The 19,865-nt window shown below is 40.9% G+C and carries 9 protein-coding genes; 6 read left to right on the plus strand and 3 right to left on the minus strand.

The window, feature by feature from the left end; translation table 11 throughout:
• The first annotated feature begins 516 nt into the window (after nucleotides 1–516).
• Nucleotides 517–2,208 (plus strand): M3 family oligoendopeptidase, encoded by a 1,692-nt coding sequence (locus tag V7K55_RS16665; RefSeq protein ID WP_334833140.1) that lies wholly within the window; start codon nucleotides 517–519, stop codon nucleotides 2,206–2,208.
• Nucleotides 2,209–2,214: 6 nt separating this feature from the next.
• Here V7K55_RS16665 and V7K55_RS16670 read toward each other — a convergent pair whose 3' ends face one another.
• Entirely contained in the window at nucleotides 2,215–4,314 is a 2,100-nt protein-coding gene (locus V7K55_RS16670; protein ID WP_334833231.1) for an acylase, read from the minus strand.
• 353 nt (nucleotides 4,315–4,667) lie between these two features.
• Here V7K55_RS16670 and V7K55_RS16675 point away from each other — a divergent pair, with 353 nt between their 5' ends.
• The 4 genes from V7K55_RS16675 to V7K55_RS16690 all read left to right on the plus strand — a co-directional run bounded on the left by V7K55_RS16675 (nucleotide 4,668) and on the right by V7K55_RS16690 (nucleotide 9,687).
• The gene (locus V7K55_RS16675; RefSeq protein WP_334833142.1) at nucleotides 4,668–5,699 is read left to right on the plus strand and encodes a FecCD family ABC transporter permease; all 1,032 of its coding nucleotides are present in this window, start codon (nucleotides 4,668–4,670) and stop codon (nucleotides 5,697–5,699) included.
• The gene (locus V7K55_RS16680) at nucleotides 5,696–6,736 is read left to right on the plus strand and encodes a FecCD family ABC transporter permease (protein ID WP_334833144.1); all 1,041 of its coding nucleotides are present in this window, start codon (nucleotides 5,696–5,698) and stop codon (nucleotides 6,734–6,736) included. Before V7K55_RS16675 ends, V7K55_RS16680 begins: the two co-directional genes overlap by 4 nt.
• A 90-nt stretch (nucleotides 6,737–6,826) precedes the next feature.
• Nucleotides 6,827–7,645: an ABC transporter ATP-binding protein gene (locus V7K55_RS16685; RefSeq protein ID WP_334833146.1), complete on the plus strand. Its 819-nt coding sequence runs from the start codon at nucleotides 6,827–6,829 to the stop codon at nucleotides 7,643–7,645.
• Nucleotides 7,646–7,875: 230 nt separating this feature from the next.
• Nucleotides 7,876–9,687 (plus strand): ABC transporter ATP-binding protein, encoded by a 1,812-nt coding sequence (locus V7K55_RS16690; RefSeq protein WP_334833148.1) that lies wholly within the window; start codon nucleotides 7,876–7,878, stop codon nucleotides 9,685–9,687.
• 163 nt (nucleotides 9,688–9,850) lie between these two features.
• Here V7K55_RS16690 and V7K55_RS16695 read toward each other — a convergent pair whose 3' ends face one another.
• Both V7K55_RS16695 and V7K55_RS16700 read right to left on the minus strand, forming a co-directional pair.
• Nucleotides 9,851–10,972, minus strand: coding sequence for an iron-siderophore ABC transporter substrate-binding protein (locus V7K55_RS16695; RefSeq protein WP_334833150.1), 1,122 nt, complete (start codon nucleotides 10,970–10,972; stop codon nucleotides 9,851–9,853).
• A 128-nt stretch (nucleotides 10,973–11,100) separates the two neighbouring features.
• The gene (locus tag V7K55_RS16700) at nucleotides 11,101–13,842 is read right to left on the minus strand and encodes a TonB-dependent siderophore receptor (protein ID WP_334833152.1); all 2,742 of its coding nucleotides are present in this window, start codon (nucleotides 13,840–13,842) and stop codon (nucleotides 11,101–11,103) included.
• A gap of 607 nt (nucleotides 13,843–14,449) precedes the next feature.
• Here V7K55_RS16700 and V7K55_RS16705 point away from each other — a divergent pair.
• Nucleotides 14,450–19,843 carry an amino acid adenylation domain-containing protein gene (locus V7K55_RS16705; RefSeq protein WP_334833154.1) on the plus strand — a complete coding sequence of 1,798 codons (5,394 nt, stop codon included), beginning with the start codon at nucleotides 14,450–14,452 and terminating at the stop codon, nucleotides 19,841–19,843.
• Nucleotides 19,844–19,865: the final 22 nt, after the last annotated feature.

Raw genomic sequence — 19,865 nt, forward strand, 5'->3', positions numbered from 1 at the left:
TCACTAGGAGTCCTCTTATGCTCAAGCAAGCAACTCCAAAACTATTTTTCTCACTGCTGCTACTGTACTAGTTAGTCACGCAAAGTGCTGTATTTTTTGCATATTTCAGGTTTATAGGAATCATATTTGATTTTTGAAAAAATATAAGTATTTGTAGGGTGTGTTAGACGGAACGTCGTAACGCACCATAGGCTTGGGATGGTGCGTTACGCTACTAACGCACCCTACGCATATTTCAAAAATCAAATATGATTCTTATAGTATTACCTGGATCGCTAATTTTTCTCGTTATAGATGATTGTCTGATTGAATTGAAATAATTTTGGTTTTATCAAACTAAAAAGAATAATTGTAGTGAATAGGAATTCATACCAGTTTCATGGTAGGATTATAACAAATTTTACTGTTAATATCTTAATAGCTTTTTGGAAGAATGAAAGTTGGCGATTTCCTAAAATGAAAACTTTTTAGAACTCGCCCGATCGCTAAATATTTGATCGCTGAGGGAAATGATTGATGCAAGCTCCAGTAGATTTTGCCGACATCACAGCAGAAACTCCAACGCTTTTGGGCGTAACTGCCGAATACCAAGCTATCCAGGCGCAGTTTAACCAGGCTCAAACCTCACAGCAACGAAAGGCTGCCTTTCAACAGTGGGATGCTTTACGATGCAGACTCAGTACGTGGAAGGAACTCACGCAACTGCACTTTCACCAAGACACGCAAAATCCAGAGTACAAAATTGCCTTAGACTATTGCAGCGAACTTTCACCATCTCTAACTGCCCTTGAAGTAGATATAAAACTGTACCTAATTCACAGCCCCGATCGCGCCGAGTTAGAACAAAGCTTGGGACGGCAAGCCTTTTTGCTCTGGGAAGCAGACATCACAACTTTTGAAAGTGCGATCGCAGCAGATTTAGTTGAAGAATCCAAACTCATCAATGAGTATACCAAACTGATCGCCTCAGCAAAGCTAGAGTTTCGGGGTGAACAACTAAATTTATCGGGCTTGCAATTCTATATGCAAAGTAAAGAGCGAGACATTCGCCACCAGGCAGAACAGTGTCGTTGGCAGTTTTTTGAGCAGAATCAAGATCGCTTCGATCAACTGTTCGATCGATTGGTGAAACTGCGCGATCGCATGGCAAAAAAGTTGGGCGATGAAAATTACATTGCGCTAGGATATCGCCGGATGCGAAGGGTGGATTACAATCAAACCGATGTCGAACGCTATCGGGATCAAGTCGTGCAAGAGGTCGTTCCCTTAGCGATGGAGCTAATTCAGCAACAGGCAAAACGGCTCAATCTAGACACCATATATTTTTGGGATGAGTCTGTCTTTGATACAGAAGGTAGTCCGGCTCCGATGGGCGATTGTGACTGGATGCTGGAACAGGCACAAGAAATGTTTGATGCCATGAATCCATCGCTGGCAAGCTTTTTTAAGATGATGGTTGAGCAGCATTTACTGGATTTGCAAAACCGTCCCGGAAAAGCAGGAGGCGGATTTTGCACAAGCTTTCCAAACTATGATGCTCCATACGTGTTCGCAAATTTCAATGGCACAAAAAACGATGTGCAGGTGTTCGTTCACGAAATCGGTCATGCCTTCCAAATGTGGCGAAGTCGCCATTTGCCAGTTTTCGATTACCTCTGGCCCACCCTAGAATCGTGTGAAATTCACTCCATGAGCTTAGAGTTTCTCACCTATTCGCAAATGGAAAAGTTTTTTGGGGATCAAGCCGAGCGATTTCGGAGGCAGCATCTAGCGTGGTCGATTCTATTTCAGCCTTATGGTGTGGCAGTGGATCATTTTCAGCATTTAGTATATGCGAACCCAGAAGCAACGCCACAAGAACGACATCAAATGTGGCAACAAATGGAAGCTCGTTATCTGCCTTGGCGTAAATATGGAGATTTGAACTACCTCAACAAAGGTGGACTCTGGCAAGAAAAACAACACATTTACTGTTCGCCCTTTTATTACATCGATTACACCTTGGCGGGGTGTTGCGCCTTACAGTTTTGGGTGAAAGCAGAAGAAAATTATTCGCAAGCATTGGCGGAGTATATTGCATTATGCGATCGCGGTGGTTCTGCCTCCTTTCGAGAATTAGTGCGATCGGCAAATCTTATTTCTCCCTTTGAAACTGGCGCACTTTCTCAAGTCGTTGAAAAAGTGCGTCAGACTTTGAAGGCTGGCTGATTGACCTCAGAATACTTTACGTACTTCTAGATGGGCAAGAATATCTGAGCGATCGCGCCACACAGGACGTAACTTTTTGTTGGCAAACATCTGTAACTGGTCGCTAATGTGGGGCGATCCGGGTTGAGTTGCATTGCCGTAACTGGTGAGTGCCATTGCCCTTACAGGGTTAGAAAATTCAATTGCAGCAACATAAGAATCACCTCCAACAGCTTGGAACTGACCGTTTTCTCCGGGAGCGAAATCGAGTGTCCGAAAAATTCCCATGTTGCCATCCCCACCATTACTAGGCAAATCTACATCACCCAACCGTAGCCGAAAAACCTTGCCCCACGGGACATCGAGCGCACCATAAGTTTTTTCTACCTCTGCTGCAACTGCTTGCAGAGTTTTAACTGCACTTTCAGGATCGGCTAAACCATCGGGTGTGGTGCGTGGAGAATTTTCACTCCAGGGTTTACTAAACGTCTTATCCCAGTCCATCTGTTGAACCCAAAAAGCAAATAGTACTGCTCCCCGACTATCTGCATTAGCTTGTCGATCCCAGCTTTCTAAGACATTAGCTGCTTTTTCCTGACCATACTTGCGTGCAGCCGGAATTAAATCATCCAAAATCCGATCGGCTAGCTCCATCCGGGTAGAGTGTTTGTCTGCAACCATTTTGTCAAAAGAAATTTTGTCATCCTCAGCCAACATCCTTACAGAACGTTGGGAGCGGAAATCCATGAAACGAGGAGCCATGTAAGGCGGGTAATTATCTGCTTTAATCGCGGCTGGAAAGGTCGTTGTCCAAGGTGGATCGTTGGTATTTTGTAACCAGCCACTCTTAGGGTCAACTATGCGCGGTAAATCTTGGTAAGGATGTATTTTTGTCCACAAAGTTTTAGATGTATTCCCTGAGATTAGACCTTGCCAGTATTTAAAATCACCAAAGGAGCGCACTGGAACTTGACCGTTGAATAGGTGCATAATATGCCCTTCTCTATCTGCATACATCACCGTAAACATCGGCAGTTGCAAGCGTTTGAGTATTGTTTGAAACTGGTTAAGGTTTTTTGCTCGGGCCATATCCCACCACTCTTGGAGTACACCTGGCCGATCTAGACCTGCAACTCTCAGTGCTACGGCTTTACCATTTTTCTCGGTTAACACAGGCCCGTGAACAGAACTTTTCACTACTAATGGTTGTTCTTGTAAAGAGCCATCTTTCTGCTTCACCTTTAAGGAAAGAGTTTTTGTCTGGAAGCTACGAACTTTGTCATCAAAGCGGTATCCATTACCTGCCGATGTGAGTTCATAAACATCCCAACCATCGTAGGTGTTAACGGTGTGAGTCCAACCTAAGTTGTTGTTAAAGGCGATCGCTAATACGGGAATACCTACAAGTGTCGCCCCATAAGCATCAATACCTGGGGCGGTGATTTGGGCTTCGTACCACAAAAATAAATCTGACCAAGGTAGGTGGGGGTTTGCTAACAACATAGCATTCCCACTTGCAGAATGACTTGGTGCGATCGCCCAACCATTAGATCCCACTTGCAACTTTTTTTTGCTCAGGTCTAATGCTTCTCCAGGATTGACCACAAAAGTGAAATTGAGTACCCGATGTAAGTGAGCCATGACATCTTCTGCCTTGACCGGTAGCACCACCTCAACTTCATCATCAATCAAGTTAGGATTTTGGGAAGCATAAGCATTGATCCCCTTAGCAAAAGCATCCAGATAACTACGAAAACTTGGACTCTGGGCTTGATACCAAGAACGAGCGCGTTCTGGTACTCCCGCAGTCTGTACCCAACGATCTGAATCTAAGTATTCCTCTCCCCAATATTCAGCCGCGCGTCCGCGTGCTTGACCATAGAGACGCAAAAGTAAATTTCCATGACTTTGCATTTGTGCCCAGCCAAAGGCATGAAATGCACTCTGGTCATCTTTCCCGTATATATGCGGCACACCATAAGTATCCCATAATATCTCTGTGGATTTTGTTGGTACAGCTATAGTCCGGCTGCCGACAAACAAAACCAGTATCAAACTAAGTATTAAGGGTAAAACACGACGTATTGATTTTCTTTTGTAAACCCTAAATAAAATATCAATCCTCATAAACACCACCATGTCCAGATGTAATGCTGGGAATTGGGAATTGGGCATTGGGAATTGTTAGTAGTCAGTAATTATTTATTCTCCCTCATCCCCCTCATCTCCACCCAGTCCCCAATCCCCAATCCCCAGTCCCTAATCCCTAGTCCCCATTCCCCTTTGACAATACCACTTTATTGAGAAAGAATATCAAAGCTGAAACAGTATCCTTGATTCATTTTAAAAACTTGGGAAAAGTCTCCAGGATCATGTAATCTATATATTTATCAAGAAAGATTATCAATTTGCCATGCTTAAAAAGCTTTGAAAAAACAACCGACCAGTAGAGCGTAATATTTTCAAGTGACGGCAGGATCATGATAAAAGCGACTACAGTATCACCTAGAGGATTGAAAAAGCCACAAATATCACCCTTATTTGGTCTGGTTTTGGGAGTGTCTATGCTGCTAATTTGCTTGGTGTACAGTGTGATGCTAGGTGCAGCAGAAATACCTCTGGGTAAGATTTTGACATCTTTTATAGCCTTTGATGGTTCTTACGATCACTTAGTTATTCAGACTGTGAGATTACCGCGATCGCTAATTGCTATCCTTGTAGGTTCAGCCCTTGCTGTAGCGGGAGCATTAATGCAGGGTTTGACGCGAAACCCCTTAGCAGATCCAGGTATTTTAGGTATTGAGTCAGGAGCCGCCCTCTTTGTTGTTGTCGCAACTTTCGTTTTTGGCAGTTCATCCTTAAGTATTTACGCCCTTGTCGCCTTTTTGGGTGCGGGAGTAACAGCAGTATTAGTTTACACCCTTGGTTCTCTAGGACGTGGAGGAGCCACCCCACTGAATCTGACGGTAGCAGGAGCGGCCTTAACTGCTCTGATTTCTTCGCTCACTACGGCTGTCCTGATTCTTAGTCAACAAACACTTGAGCAAGTTAGATTTTGGTTAGCTGGTTCATTATCTGGTCGAGATTTTAATTTATTCTTACAAGTACTGCCTTTCGTCGGCATAGGATTAATCATAGCTTTTGCCCTTGGCAGACAAATTACCACTATGAGTTTAGGTGAAGATGTCGCCAAAGGCTTGGGTCAACAGACAGCTTGGATCAAAATATTAACTGCTATCTCCGTAGTATTACTAGCAGGAAGTTCCGTCGCCCTGGCAGGGCCAATCGGCTTTATTGGTTTAGTTGTTCCCCATATAGTGAGATTTTACATTAAAGCTGATTATCGATGGATATTACCTTATTGTGCAGTTTTGGGGGCTATTTTGCTCTTGGTCGCAGATATTGCTGCCCGTGTATTGCTCAAGCCACAGGAGATACCTGTAGGTGTAATGACAGCAATAATTGGCGCTCCTTTTTTTGTCTATCTGGCTAAATCTAAGGTGAAAAAATGAAGGTTGATTGGCTAGTCATTCGTTCGCCGGCGATATCTTTCCGAATTGACCGACGTGTACCAGTCATACTGTTATGTTTGGCAGTAGCGATTGTAGTGGCGATGGTGATGAATGTAGGGCAGGGTGAATACCCAATCTCACCTTTAGATATAGTGAAAACTGTATTGGGTATAGATACGGGAAACCCAGACCATGTATTCGTGATTGAAGATTTGCGTCTACCCCGCACCCTTGTAGCCTTTATGGTAGGAGCGGCGCTGGCAATTTCTGGTACTATCTTTCAAGGACTGACACGCAATCCCTTGGCAGACCCAGGTATTATCGGCATCAATGCTGGGGCGAGTTTGGCAGCAATTATCGTAATTGTGCTTATACCATCAGCGCCAATTTATATTTTACCTATATCAGCCTTTGGTGGTGCTTTGCTGATGGCGGCTTTAATTTACTCCCTGGCGTGGAATCAAGGTAGTTCTCCGATTCTATTAATTTTGATGGGTATTGGCTTATCTGCGATCGCAAGTGCCATAACCAGCTTGATAATTACCTATGGAGAAATTAATGATGTTAGTAATGCTTTAGTTTGGTTGGCTGGAAGCGTTTACGGCCGTACCTGGGAGCAAGTTTTTTCTTTATTACCTTGGTTAATTGTTTTTGTGCCAATGGCTTTGGCACTAGCAAGGCATTTGAACGCTTTGAACTTGGGAGATGATGTCGCCAAAAGTCTAGGTAGTCAGGTGGAATGGCAACGTGGTTTACTCATAGTGGTAGGTGTAGCCTTAGCTGGTTCAGGAGTCGCCACCGCCGGAAATATTGGTTTTATTGGTTTAATCGCACCCCATTTAGGACGACAGTTAGTAGGTGCAACCCATGAAGCCTTGATTCCTACTTCCGCCCTCTTGGGAGGAGTGATTGTTGTCATGGCAGACTTACTAGGAAGAACGCTATTTACACCTATTGAGCTTCCTTGTGGTGTGGTAACTGCTGCAATTGGCGCTCCTTATTTTCTTTATTTATTAATTCGTAACCGTAAAAAATAAGGGACTAGAGACTGGAATCGAGGATATTTTCTCAACCCCAAAATCAGGTTTTCATAAATCCAAAATCTAAAATCTAAAATGGTTTCACTTATGAAAGGGCTGTCAACCAAAAGTCTATCTTTAGCTTACGATGGGGCTACTATTATCCGTGACCTTAATTTAGCAATTCCCACCGGACAAATTACTGGTTTAGTTGGTGCTAATGGTTGTGGTAAATCAACATTGTTACGAGGTTTAGCTAGATTGCTCAAACCCAGTGGCGGTACGGTATATCTTGATGGAACGTCAATTTTTAATCTTTCCACCAAAGAAGTAGCACAGCAGTTAGGTATTTTGCCCCAAGGGCCAATTGCACCAGAAGGTTTGACAGTGCGAGATTTGGTAGCACAAGGACGTTACCCTTATCAAAATTGGTTGCAGCAGTGGTCAGCAAAAGATGAAAAAATTGTACAGCAGGCATTAGAAATTACAGATTTGTTGAAATTAGCAGATAGAGCATTAGATACTTTATCTGGTGGACAACGACAACGAGCTTGGATTGCAATGGCGTTGGCGCAAGATACAGATATTTTACTTTTAGATGAACCGACTACTTTTTTAGATTTGGCGCACCAGATAGAGATTTTGGATTTATTGTATGAGTTGAACCAAACTCAGGGACGAACAATGGTAATGGTACTACATGATTTAAATCAGGCATGTCGTTATGCTGATTACTTAGTTGCAGTCAAAGATGGTCGAATTTTTGCTGCTGGGGAACCAAAGTTAGTCATGACTCAAGAAATGGTTCAAGAAGTTTTTAAGTTAGAGTGTCAGATTATTCTTGATCCTATTGTAGGGACACCAATGTGTTTACCTATAGGGCGCAAGGGAAAAGCAAACAATAAACCAATTTACTTAAATTCATGATGCAATTTCTGGTAATACTAAACGGTGTAATCCAGCTTCGCTCATATTGTACTAAAGATATAGGAATCCGGTTTGATTTCTAAAAATATCCGTAGGATGTGTTAGCGACAGCGTAACGCATCAAACTCTTGATAATAGTGCGTTACTACAATACCTAATTTCGTTCAAAAATCAAAGAGTAATCCTATATCGCTCTCATCAATTACCCAACTACAAAGCTATAAACAGTCGTGACAATCACATCAAAATCTCCTATAGCACCTAATAAGGCTAGTAATTCAGCCCATCCTTTACAACGCGTGCTTAACTATGGAAGACGCTATCGCCCACAAGTTTGGCAAGCAATATCATTTTCAATCATTAATACCATATTAGATTTAGCACCACCGTGGTTAATTGGTACTGCGGTAGATATTCTCGTCAAGAAGGATGATTCCCTAATTGCAAAATGGGGAGTTAAAGATATATTTTCGCAATTTTTGTTGCTTTCATTGATCACTGTTATTATTTGGGTATTTGAATCACTTTCTCAGTATGCTTACGATCGGCTGTGGCGTAATTTAGCTCAAAATATTCAGCATCATTTACGCTTAGATACTTACAATCATGTACAAGAATTAGATTCAGCTTATTTTGAAGAAAGCAGCACAGGGAACTTGATGTCAATTCTGAATGATGACATCAACCAGTTAGAAGATTTTTTAAATTTCGGAGCCAATGACATCATTCAAATTAGCACCTCGCTGATAATTTTAACTATTGGTGCTTTCTGGGTTTTGCCTCCCTCCATTACCCTAGCAGTAATATTACCAATGCCCTTTATTGTTTGGGGTTCTTTAATCTATCAAAAGCGCCTAGAAGTTCGTTATGCTGATGTCCGTGATAAGGTAGGTTTTCTGAACTCACGACTAGCAAATAATCTCAGTGGAATTAACACAATTAAGAGTTTTACTGCTGAAGCTTATGAAAGTGCTAGATTAGCCGAGGAAAGCGAAGCATATAGAAAAAGTAACATCAAGGCAATCAAACTTTCGGCGGCATTTATTCCCATAATTAGAATGCTAGTTTTAATTGGGTTCACAGGCTTACTATTTTGGGGAGGTATGGCAACATCTGCTGGGATTATATCGATTGGTAATTACAGTGTTTTACTAGTTTTAGTCCAGAGGTTATTGTGGCCATTGGTATCATTAGGAGAAATATTTGACAAATATCAAAGGTCAATGGCTTCTGTCAATCGGGTAATGAATTTGCTGGATACTCCCATCAATATTATTAGGGGGGATATTTCTTTAAATGTTTCTCAATTACGTGGTGAAATTGATTTTAAAGAAGTAACTTTTGCTTATCAAGAGAGAGAACCAGTAATTAAGAAACTATCCTTACATATTCCCCAGAGCCAAACTATTGCTATTGTTGGCTCTACTGGTTCCGGTAAAAGTACTTTAGTTAAATTACTATTGCGCTTTTATGACATCTCTTCTGGAAAGATTACTATTGATGGGATTGATATCCAAGATTTAAATTTACATGATTTGCGCCGCAGTATCGGCTTGGTAAGTCAGGATGTATTCTTATTTCATGGTACGATTGCTGAGAATATTGCCTACGGTACTTTTGATGCTAACGATGAACAAATAATTAAAGCTGCCAAAATTGCTGAAGCCCATGATTTTATTATGCGACTCCCTCAAAAATATGAGACGATAGTTGGAGAACGAGGTCAAAAATTATCTGGTGGACAACGCCAAAGAATTGCGATCGCTAGGGCTGTGGTAAAAAATCCACCTATATTGGTCTTAGATGAAGCTACATCAGCAGTGGATAATGAAACCGAAGCGGCAATTCAGCGTTCTTTAGAAAAGATTACTGTTAACCGAACAACCATAGCTATAGCTCATCGTCTTTCTACTATCCGTAATGCTGACTGCATTTATGTAATGGAATATGGCGAATTAGTTGAGTCGGGAACCCATGAAGAATTGTTAGATAAGAACGGGATTTATGCTAATTTGTGGCGCGTGCAATCGGGGATAAAATAAAAGTGAGAGCGTTGCTCAAACTGGATATAAATTATCATTTTTGAGCAAAAAAAGGCGAGGCAATGCATTATCCTGATTGCCTCTTACCTACCCTCCCAAATAATTGTCAATGGTTCATAATTGGGCTTTAGCGCTAAAGCTATAATAAAATATTTGTGTGGATTTATTTTGCCTCTAAGGTGTTTTTTACTAAATATTTGAATAAGTCGTCAATTATTTTATTAGCTCCAATAGGCCCTCCAACATTCCAATTTACATTGTATACCTGTTTATTCTGAACAGCCTTGAGTTTTGACCAAATAGGCTTTTGCAAGAAAGATAAAAATTCAGGATTTGCTTGTTTAAAATCTTTGGTTAAGAAATCGGTCATAATAAATAAATAATCAGCATCGTATTCGGGTAAAACTTCAATGCTTAAAGTTAATTGACGCTCTTTTTGATTTTCTTGAATTAATCGTAAACCAGCGTCGGTAATAATTTGACCATAACCTAGAAAGTCTGCTCTGTAGCTATAGAAAACATCTGCCGAACCTGCAAGATAAATTACAGATATTGTTTTTGTTTCTAATTGTTTTCCTAGTTGCTGCCGCAATTTTTGGATGCGATTTTGGTAATGATTCAGAAGTTCTTCTGCGCGATTGCTCTTTCCCAACACCTGGGCTACATATCTTAGTCTTTCTTTAAAGTCATACATTTCGGGAAAATCGATCATTACTGTAGGTGCAATGTTGGAAAGGAGTTTATAAGAATTCTTGAGCCATGTTAACGCCAGAATTAAATCGGGTTTTAAAGTAAGAATTTTCTCTAGGGAAGGTTGGCTCCCAATACTGCCCACAATTGGAACGTCAGCAAGTAGCTCGTTGGGTATACCTCGAAAATTTTCCTCACAATCCCGACAATACATGACACCAACTGGTTTTATACCCAGCGCCAGTACAGAATCGAGAACCACATTTTCTTCTAACACAACAACTCGCTGCGGTTGAACTGGAATTTCAACTTTACCTAAAGCATCGCTAACCGTTTTTGTTTCTATGGGCGTTCGTGCAAGCGTTGACTTGTCAGTTTGTATTTGGCTTTTTTCTTGCTGCGGTGTGTTGTGGTTACAGGCTGCGATCGCTAAAACTAAAACTATTGTCAGAACGAATGGTAAAAATTTGTAATTACTCGAAATCTGTCGGGGTTGCCACAAGATACCCAAGCTAGAAAAAACAGTCTTGACAACCCAAACAAACTTAGCAAAAGTCAAAAAGCAAACAGCTTTAACAATAAGTAACAATAGCATAATTGTACTCAAGGCTCTCTTTCTCATTGCGAGGAATATTTTCCTTTAACTAATATTTGCTAGGTTGTCTACAAGACTGGTATTGCGTTTAGATAAGTCGCTCATTCAATTATCTACAGCAGAGAGAGTTAAAGCTCCCAGCTGATAGAGCCGACGATTGTAAAAGGCTCACCTGTTCTCACAAATGTTCTTAATCCCTGACTGGAACTGTAATATTCTGTATCAAATAGATTACGGATATTAATACCAGCCTTCCAACCATCTCTACGATAGTAAATTGCAGCATCGGTACGCAAGTAATCGGGTAGATCAAACGAGTTATCTAAATCTCCCGCCCGCTCACCCACATAAAATAGCCCTAGACCAAATCCCAAACCCTTCAAATCGCCATTCTGGAGTTCATAGGTTGTCCACAAACTGGCTTGATTCTCTGGTACATTCTGCAATCTATTGCCTACCGGAAAAGTGTTATCCTCACTAATTTCTGCATTGGTATAAGCATAGGAAGCACTCACTTTCCAGCCTGGTAAAATCTCACCTATCACATCTAACTCAATCCCTCGACTCCTTTGCTCACCCACCTGAATGGACAAATTTGGGTCATCACTATTGGGATCGTCTGTTGTCACATTCGTCTTGGTGATTTGATAAGCTGCCAACGTTGTCGAAAGTTTGCCTTCTAGAAAGTCACCTTTAATACCTACTTCATATTGGGTTCCTTTGGTCGGCTTGAATGCTCTATTATCAGCGTTAAATCCCTCAGTAGGGTTAAAAGATTGAGTGTAACTGGTATAGAGAGAAATAATTTTATTAGGCTGATATACCAACCCGATTCGGGGGCTGAACCCAGTATCATTCTGTTCTGGTTGATCTATGCCACTCTTTTGAGAAATCCAATCAAAGCGCCCACCAATTAATAGCTTCAGGTTATCTTGAAAGCTAATCTGATCTTGAATGTAGACTCCATAAGATTGAACAGTCTGAAAAGAACTAAAACCTCCAGTAGTAATTTGTGGCTCTGGGATATTGTAGTTTGGGTTGAAGACATCTAGAGTAGGTACACTCAGGCGAATAGCATTAAAATCTTGCACATAGCGGTTGCCATCAAAGCCGAACAAAAGTTGGTGTGCAATTGAGCCTGTATTGAACTTACCAAGCACATCGATCTGTCCGAAATAGTTGTCCGTCAAGTAGTTACGTCTTGCAGCATAAAAGCCTAAGAAGCGGTCATCCGTTAGACTTGTGCCGACACTATACTCTTCATTAGCATTAAAAGCAGATATAGAAAAATTATTACGGATCTGCCAGTTATCGCTAAACTTGTGGCTCAAGGTATAGCCATATTTTTGAGAAGTATAATCTTGACCATCAAGAGGATAAGCTAAATAGCGACTTCGAGGCAGTTTGAAGGTATTATCGCTGAAAACAGTAGCAAAACTCTCAGGAATACCATTGAAATTAGTATATTCATAATACAGATTTAAGTCTGTCCTATCTCCCAATTTCCAAGTGATTGAGGGTGCGATCGTGGTTAAATTTGAGGTGACAAAATCTTGAAACCCATTAGAACTTTGATAACTGGCGTTTAAGCGATAGAGCAGAGTTTTATCGTCATTCAATGGGCCTGAGAAATCCAAACTGGGCTGATAAAATCCCCGGTTTCCTGCCTCAAATCCCAATTTGTAATAAGGTTCACTGAGGGGTTGTTTGGTGATAACGTTGATGATTCCACCAGGTTCTACTGCTCCAAACAGAACTGAGGCAGGCCCTTTCAAAACTTCCACTTGCTCGATTGTTTCAATTCCTGTTATGGCATAGCTATTAACATCTCGATAGCCATTTCGGAAATTTCCTGCCTGTTCAAATCCTCTGATAACATAGCTGCCTCCAGGTGCGTTAAATAGAGTGCCTGCACTGGAAACGCCACTGACTGTTTCCACTGCCTGAATCACAGTTCTCACCTTGCGATCTTCTAGCACTTGCTTTGGTACTACCTGAATTGATTGGGGAATATCGCGCAAAGGTGTGTCGGTTCTTGTTGCAGTCGTAGCATCCTGCACCCGATATCCATCTTGCTCAGCTGTCACCACTAACTCAATCGGCTCATCTGGCTGTGCTGCTGGTTGCTCTTGTGGTGTCACTGGTTGCTGCGGTGGCTGCATCGCTGTTGCCGCAGAATTTATACCAAAAACTAGCCCTGCATTATCATCAAATAACTCAACTGTGGGCAAAGCCTTCTCACCTAACACTGTCACCCGCACAGTATTTGCATCAAGATTAGTAACTGTGATCTCAATGATTCCCGGACTCGGTTTATCCGAACGAAATGTATAAGTATCTCCCGATGGTAAACGCAATTGCCCGCCAGATACATCTGCAATAAAATTATTCCCTGTACTGCGATTTGTGACTTGCAGCCGAGTCCCTTGAATTGTTTCTAAAATCACTTCCACACCTTTGGCTGTGGAATTTGCCTTAACACCTGTGATTGGTACGACTCGATCCCCACCTCTTTGTTCTGGATTGGAGGGATTGGTTGGTGTTTGTACCAGCATTTGAGCGCTGGTAGCGGGAAGTTCAATTTCGCTTAGTTGGAGAATGTTTTTATTTACTTCATTCGATTTCACTCTTTGCAGTGAATTTGCAATTTGAGACTCTTTGAGTCGTGGTTTAGTGTTACTGGGAGCTAATATCGGAGATTTGGCGGTGGCTACACCCAAAGCAGACTTCGCAACTTCCCGATCTGTAACTGCAACATTTTCATCTGAAGATTTGTCTTCTTGCACTTCTTTGGCTGTAGCAGGAGCGTGAATAACAACAGCAACTGCACCTGTTAACAGCAAGCTTTGAAACAACTTATCTAACTTCATTTATCCGCTTACACTCAATCACACTACTTTGGCGTACCTGAAGACACAATGACGCTTTTTAGAAAGATTGTCATTTAAGTCTAAATTTAGTTGAATCATATTATGAAGCGATGCAAGATACAAGCTAATTAATAACTTTTTTCATTTAGGGTGAAATATCAAGCAATAATTATTCTTGAACCAGATGTTTGCTTGATACATAATCAATAGATTGTACTAGTCGCTAAAACTACTTGTGTAACAACTATTAAAAGCGCCAAAATAGCTTCTTTAATAACTAAATTGCGCTAAATAAGACGAAATAAATAATTGATGGAGTCCTAAGTAGAGCTTATAAATCTATACTCTAGATGAAAATTTAGATGTCTTCTCATTTTGTCATCTATCTAAAGTAGTATATATAATTAAAACTTATGTATTGAGGGTATTTGATACTAAATGTCTATATTTGCTCTATTGCTAAAGCCACTTATTCTCGATAGTGTAATCAAAGGTAAATAAAAGTTAGTCGCAATAACGTAGATATTTATCCAACTAAAATCAATATTTTCTGCGATCGCAATGAGAAAAAAGATCGGAAGTTTATCAGGGTTGCATCTGAGCTATTATGAATAATTTTTCTCATAGCTTCCTAGAGGCTTCTCGCAACTGCTCTACAGTTGTTGAACTCTTGAACTTCAGAAGCTCTACCCAGCCAAATCGAGATGCTTTCACCTTGTTGCTAGATGGGGAAGCAGAACAACAAACGCTAACCTATCAAGAATTAGATAGATTAGCGCGTAGAATAGCTGCTCAATTACAAGCATTGGGTTTGACTGGGGAACGAGCCTTATTGCTTTATCCCGCAGGACTAGATTTTTTAATTGCTTTTTTCGGTTGCTTGTATGCGGGAGTTGTCGCTGTAACTGCCTATCCTCCTAGAAATGAGCGCAATACACCCAGAATAAGGGCTATTGCGACAGATGCACAAGCAGCGATCGCTCTGACAACAACAGAAATTCTGTCTACAGTACGGTCTTTGATGACAGAGAAGACTGGACTAGAATCTTTACAGTGGTTGACTACCGATAATCTTGCTGTTGGAATAGAAGATACTTGGAAAGAACCCTCCATTGATGGGGATACTTTAGCTTTCTTGCAATACACCTCTGGTTCTACCGGCACACCCAAGGGTGTAATGATTAGTCATCGAAACCTACTACACAATGCTGATACAACTTACCAATTCATGGAGCATTCAGCAGAGAGTAAGTTCGTGACGTGGTTGCCGATGTACCACGATATGGGTCTAATTGGTGGGATATTGCAACCTTTGTATGGAGGTTTTCCTTGCATCTTAATGCCTCCGACTTCTTTTCTTCAACGTCCTTATCGTTGGTTGCAGACTATCTCTCAATATAAAGGTACAACTAGTGGTGGGCCGAACTTTGCTTATGAATTATGCACTCAAAAAATTACTCCTGAACAAAAACGAACTCTTGACTTGAGTAGTTGGAGTGTTGCTTTTAACGGTGCAGAACCGATTCGTCATGATACTTTAGAGCGATTTGCAGAAGCTTTTGCCGAGTGTGGCTTTCGTAAAGAGGCATTTTACCCTTGTTATGGAATGGCTGAAACGACTCTGATGGTATCAGGTGTTGACAAGGCAACATCACCAATTATCAAAACAGTCCAGAAATCTGCATTAGAATCAAATCTAGTCGTTGAATCATCCGATCGAGATGAGGATGTATACCATTTTGTCAGTTGTGGGCGTATCATCCCAGAACAAGAGGTAGTAATTGCCAATCCTGAAACATTGAGTAGTTGTAAGCCTAGCGAAATCGGGGAAATCTGGGTATCTGGGCCGAGTGTAGGACAAGGTTATTGGAATCGTTATCAAGAAACAGCAGAAACCTTCCGTGCTTATCTAGCTGATACAGGTTTAGGGCCTTTTCTACGAACGGGAGATTTAGGCTTTTTCAACAATGGTGAGCTTTTTATTACAGGTAGAGCTAAAGATTTAATTATCATTCGCGGTCGCAATCTTTACCCACAAGATATAGAATCAACCACAGAAGGCAGTCATCCATCCTTACGTTCTGGTGCTGGTGCTGCATTTGTAGTAGAGATTAACCAAGAAGAAAAGCTGGTAGTTGTACAAGAATTAGAGTTTCGTGCCAAGCCAAATTTAGCAGAAGTTGTTAGTGCAATTCGGCAAGCTGTTACTGAAGAGCATGAAGTACAAGTTTATGCAGTAGTTTTAATTAAACCAGGTAGTATCCCTAAAACTTCCAGTGGCAAGATTCAACGAAGTGCAACTCGCACTCAGTTTCAGAATGGCGAACTGAATGTAGTTTTCAGCAATATTCTCAAAATTAGTGATATTGCCAGAAAGGAAACTCGACTACAACGTTCTGAACTTTTGGCGCTTTCCCCAAAAGAGTGTCAGCCGCTTTTAGAAGCATATCTGATTGAACTCTTGGCGGCAGTACTTTCCATTGCACCAGAGGATATCAATATTGAAGAACCATTAAGCACTCTGGGACTTGATTCGTTAAAAGTATTTGAGTTGAAAAATCGGATTGAGGTTGATTTAGAAGTAGAAGTATCTGTTGTAGATTTCTTTGAAGGGATGAGTCCGATTAAGCTTGTCACTAAGATTCTTGCTCAACTGACAACAGATGCACTACCGTCAATATCCTTTATCCAAGAAGAGAAAAATACATCCATTCAGCCTCTATCTTTTGCCCAGCAGGGATTATGGTTTATCAATCAGCTAAATCCTGATGCGCCTACATATAACATTCCGATAGTTATTAGCTTCAAAGGTTGCATTAACTTAACAGCCTTACAAGATAGTCTGAACGAAATTATTAGACGACATGAAGTATTACGGACAAGCTTTGTAGTGGTTGATGGAGAATCCGTCCAAGTTATCAATCAAACTGTACCTTTAACTTTGGTGGTTGAGGATTTGGGTTGCTTTTCTGATAGCGAGAGTCTTTTGGACACGCTACGCGATCGCACCCAAGCAGCACAACGTTTGGCCATAGAATTAGCACAGCAGCCTTTTGACTTATCGGCTCAATCGCTTTTACGGGCTAAAATTTTAAAAATAAATGATAAAAATTATCAATTATTAGTCACTCTGCATCATATAATTGCAGATGGTTGGTCTATCAGCATTCTGATTAAAGAACTAGCTGCCCTATATGAAGCATTTTCCAAAGGTAAAGTCTCCCCACTAGCTGAATTACCCATTCAGTATAGAGATTTTGTTAATTGGCAACGAAAATCGCTTGAACACAGCGAGAGCGCTACGCGCACGCTACGCGATCGCATTCAGCCAAAACTGACCTATTGGAAACAAAAGTTAAGTGGTGAACTGACTGTATTAAATTTACCAACAGACCGGGCGCGATCGCCAGTTCAAACCTTCAAAGGCGCTCAAACGAAATTAGTTCTTCATCAAACTCTGACAAAAGAACTAAAAAATTTCAGCCGTCAGCAAGGAGTAACTCTCTTTATGACCTTGCTTGCAGCCTTTAAAACCTTGCTGCATCGTTACACAGGTCAGACTGATATTTTAGTCGGTTCGCCAATCGCCAATCGGAATAGAGCAGAAACCCAATCATTAATAGGATTTTTTGTCAATGTTTTAGTGCTGCGTACAGACCTTTCTGGCGATCTGAGTTTTCAGGAGTTGCTACAACGGGTGAAGTCAACAGCTTTAGAGGCTTACGTTCATCAAGACTTACCTTTTGAGAAATTAGTAGAAGAACTACAGCCAAATAGAGACTTGAGTTACAATCCCCTATTTCAGGTGATGTTCGTTCTCCAGAATGTGCCAATATCAAATCCCACACTGTCAGATGTCACTATTACTTGTGAGGAGGGTTACAACGGGACATCTAAGTTTGATTTGACATTGTACATGGAAGATTCCGAGCAAGGGTTAGTTGCAACTTGCGAGTACAACACGGATTTATTTAACGCAGATACCATCACCCGGATGTTGGGACACTTCCAGAGTTTACTGGAAAGTATAGTTAGCGATTGCCAACAACCCGTAGCAAACTTGCAACTACTAACCGCACCAGAAGTACAACAATTATTGATTGAGTGGAATGATACCAAGACAGACTATTCTCAAGATGAGTGTATTCATCAACTATTTGAAGCACAGGTAGAGAAAACACCAAATGCGATCGCGCTTATCTTTGAAAATCAGCAATTAACCTATCAGGAGTTAAATAACCGAGTCAATCAGCTAGCACATTACTTACAAGAACTAGGAGTAAAGCCAGAAGTAATTGTAGGTGTCTGCATCAAGCGCAGCCCAGAAATGCTGATTGCATTGTTGGCGATCTTAAAAGCAGGTGGGGCTTATGTGCCGCTAGATCCAGCCTATCCCCAAGAACGCTTGGCTTTCATGTTAGAAGACAGTCAGGCTAAGGTACTGCTGACTCAAAGCCATCTAATGGAGTTGTTTGATAACCCGAACGTGAATGTCGTCTGTATCGATAGAGACTCAGAAGTAATTAGCCAACAGAGTAGAGAAAATCTGTTTAGTGAAATCAAACCCCATCACTTAGCTTATGTCATCTATACTTCTGGTTCTACAGGTGTACCAAAAGGGGTTGCGATCGCGCATCAAAGTTGTGTTGCTTTATTAACATGGGCAAGACAGGTTTTTACTGATGAAGACCTAACTGGAGTTTTAGCATCAACCTCTATTTGCTTTGATTTGTCAGTATTTGAATTGTTTGTTCCTCTAAGTTGGGGTGGTAAAGTAATTCTAGTAGAAAATGCTCTCCATTTACCCTCTATAGCTGCTAAGGTTAGCTTAGTTAATACAGTCCCAAGCATCATTGCAGAATTACTACAAATAGATGGTTTACCAACTTCAGTTAGGACAGTTAATCTGGCTGGTGAACCATTACAAAATCGATTGGTGCAGCAGATTTATCAAAATCATCATATTCAGAAAGTTTTGAATCTTTACGGCCCCTCTGAAGATACGACTTATTCCACATTTACTCAAATAAATAAAGGAGATAATAGCGTAACCATTGGCCGTCCCATTGCCAATACACAAATTTATCTTTTGGATACTAAGTTACAACCAGTACCAATTGGTGTACCAGGAGAGATTTATATTGGTGGTGCAGGTTTAGCTAGAGGCTATTTGAACCGACCAGAGTTAACAAAAGAACGGTTTATACCTAACCAATTTAGCAATGATATTGACTCGAAACTATATAAAACTGGAGATTTAGCTCGTTATTTAGCAGATGGAAATTTAGAATATTTAGGTCGAATCGATCGTCAAGTCAAGATTAGAGGATTTCGGATTGAGTTAGGTGAAATTGAGAATGCATTGCTCCAACACCCAGCCGTGCAGACAATTGTAGTTTTGGCGCGAGAAGAGAAACTAGACGAACAGCAATTGGTGGCTTATATTGTTCCTTCGCTAGACAAAATACCCAAAATTAATGAACTACGAACCTATCTCAAAGAACTATTACCTGAATATATGGTTCCTGGTGTTTTTATCTTTCTAGACACCTTACCAATCTTACCTAACGGAAAAATAGACCGTCGTGCTTTGCCTGTACCAGAAGCCTTACGTCCAACATTGACAACTGCTTATGAAGTCCCTCAATCGGAAATGGAACAGCAGATAGCAAAGCTTTGGCAAGAAGTATTACATGTTGATAAAGTAGGCATTCATGATAACTTTTTTGATTTGGGCGGACATTCACTACTGATGCTTCAAATCAATCATAAACTGCGGGCAATTTTGCAGCGAGATATATCAGTTGTTACCATGTTTCAAAACCCAACTATTTACTCTTTAGCGCAATATTTAAGTAAAGCAAAAGAGGATAAATTAGCTTTTGAAAATCTCCGCGATTCTCCTTTTGAGAGGCTGCACCAACGCACCCAGAAGCAAAAAGAAGCGAACAATATGAAAAAACAATTACTAATGAGGAAATCACGCAATAATTCTCACTGAGATTAAGTGAAAAGTTTGGAGT

Origin of the sequence: Nostoc sp. (assembly GCF_036919895.1) — a bacterium.
Taxonomy (GTDB): domain Bacteria; phylum Cyanobacteriota; class Cyanobacteriia; order Cyanobacteriales; family Nostocaceae; genus Nostoc.

Excerpts from the sequence above, each read along its gene's own strand:
- V7K55_RS16705 (WP_334833154.1), top strand. The coding sequence starts at position 14,450 with ATGAATAATTTTTCTCATAGCTTCCTAGAGGCTTCTCGCAACTGCTCT.
- V7K55_RS16700 (WP_334833152.1), bottom strand. The coding sequence starts at position 13,842 with ATGAAGTTAGATAAGTTGTTTCAAAGCTTGCTGTTAACAGGTGCAGTT.
- V7K55_RS16685 (WP_334833146.1), top strand. The coding sequence starts at position 6,827 with ATGAAAGGGCTGTCAACCAAAAGTCTATCTTTAGCTTACGATGGGGCT.
- V7K55_RS16670 (WP_334833231.1), bottom strand. The coding sequence starts at position 4,314 with ATGAGGATTGATATTTTATTTAGGGTTTACAAAAGAAAATCAATACGT.
- V7K55_RS16675 (WP_334833142.1), top strand. The coding sequence starts at position 4,668 with ATGATAAAAGCGACTACAGTATCACCTAGAGGATTGAAAAAGCCACAA.
- V7K55_RS16680 (WP_334833144.1), top strand. The coding sequence starts at position 5,696 with ATGAAGGTTGATTGGCTAGTCATTCGTTCGCCGGCGATATCTTTCCGA.
- V7K55_RS16695 (WP_334833150.1), bottom strand. The coding sequence starts at position 10,972 with ATGCTATTGTTACTTATTGTTAAAGCTGTTTGCTTTTTGACTTTTGCT.
- V7K55_RS16665 (WP_334833140.1), top strand. The coding sequence starts at position 517 with ATGCAAGCTCCAGTAGATTTTGCCGACATCACAGCAGAAACTCCAACG.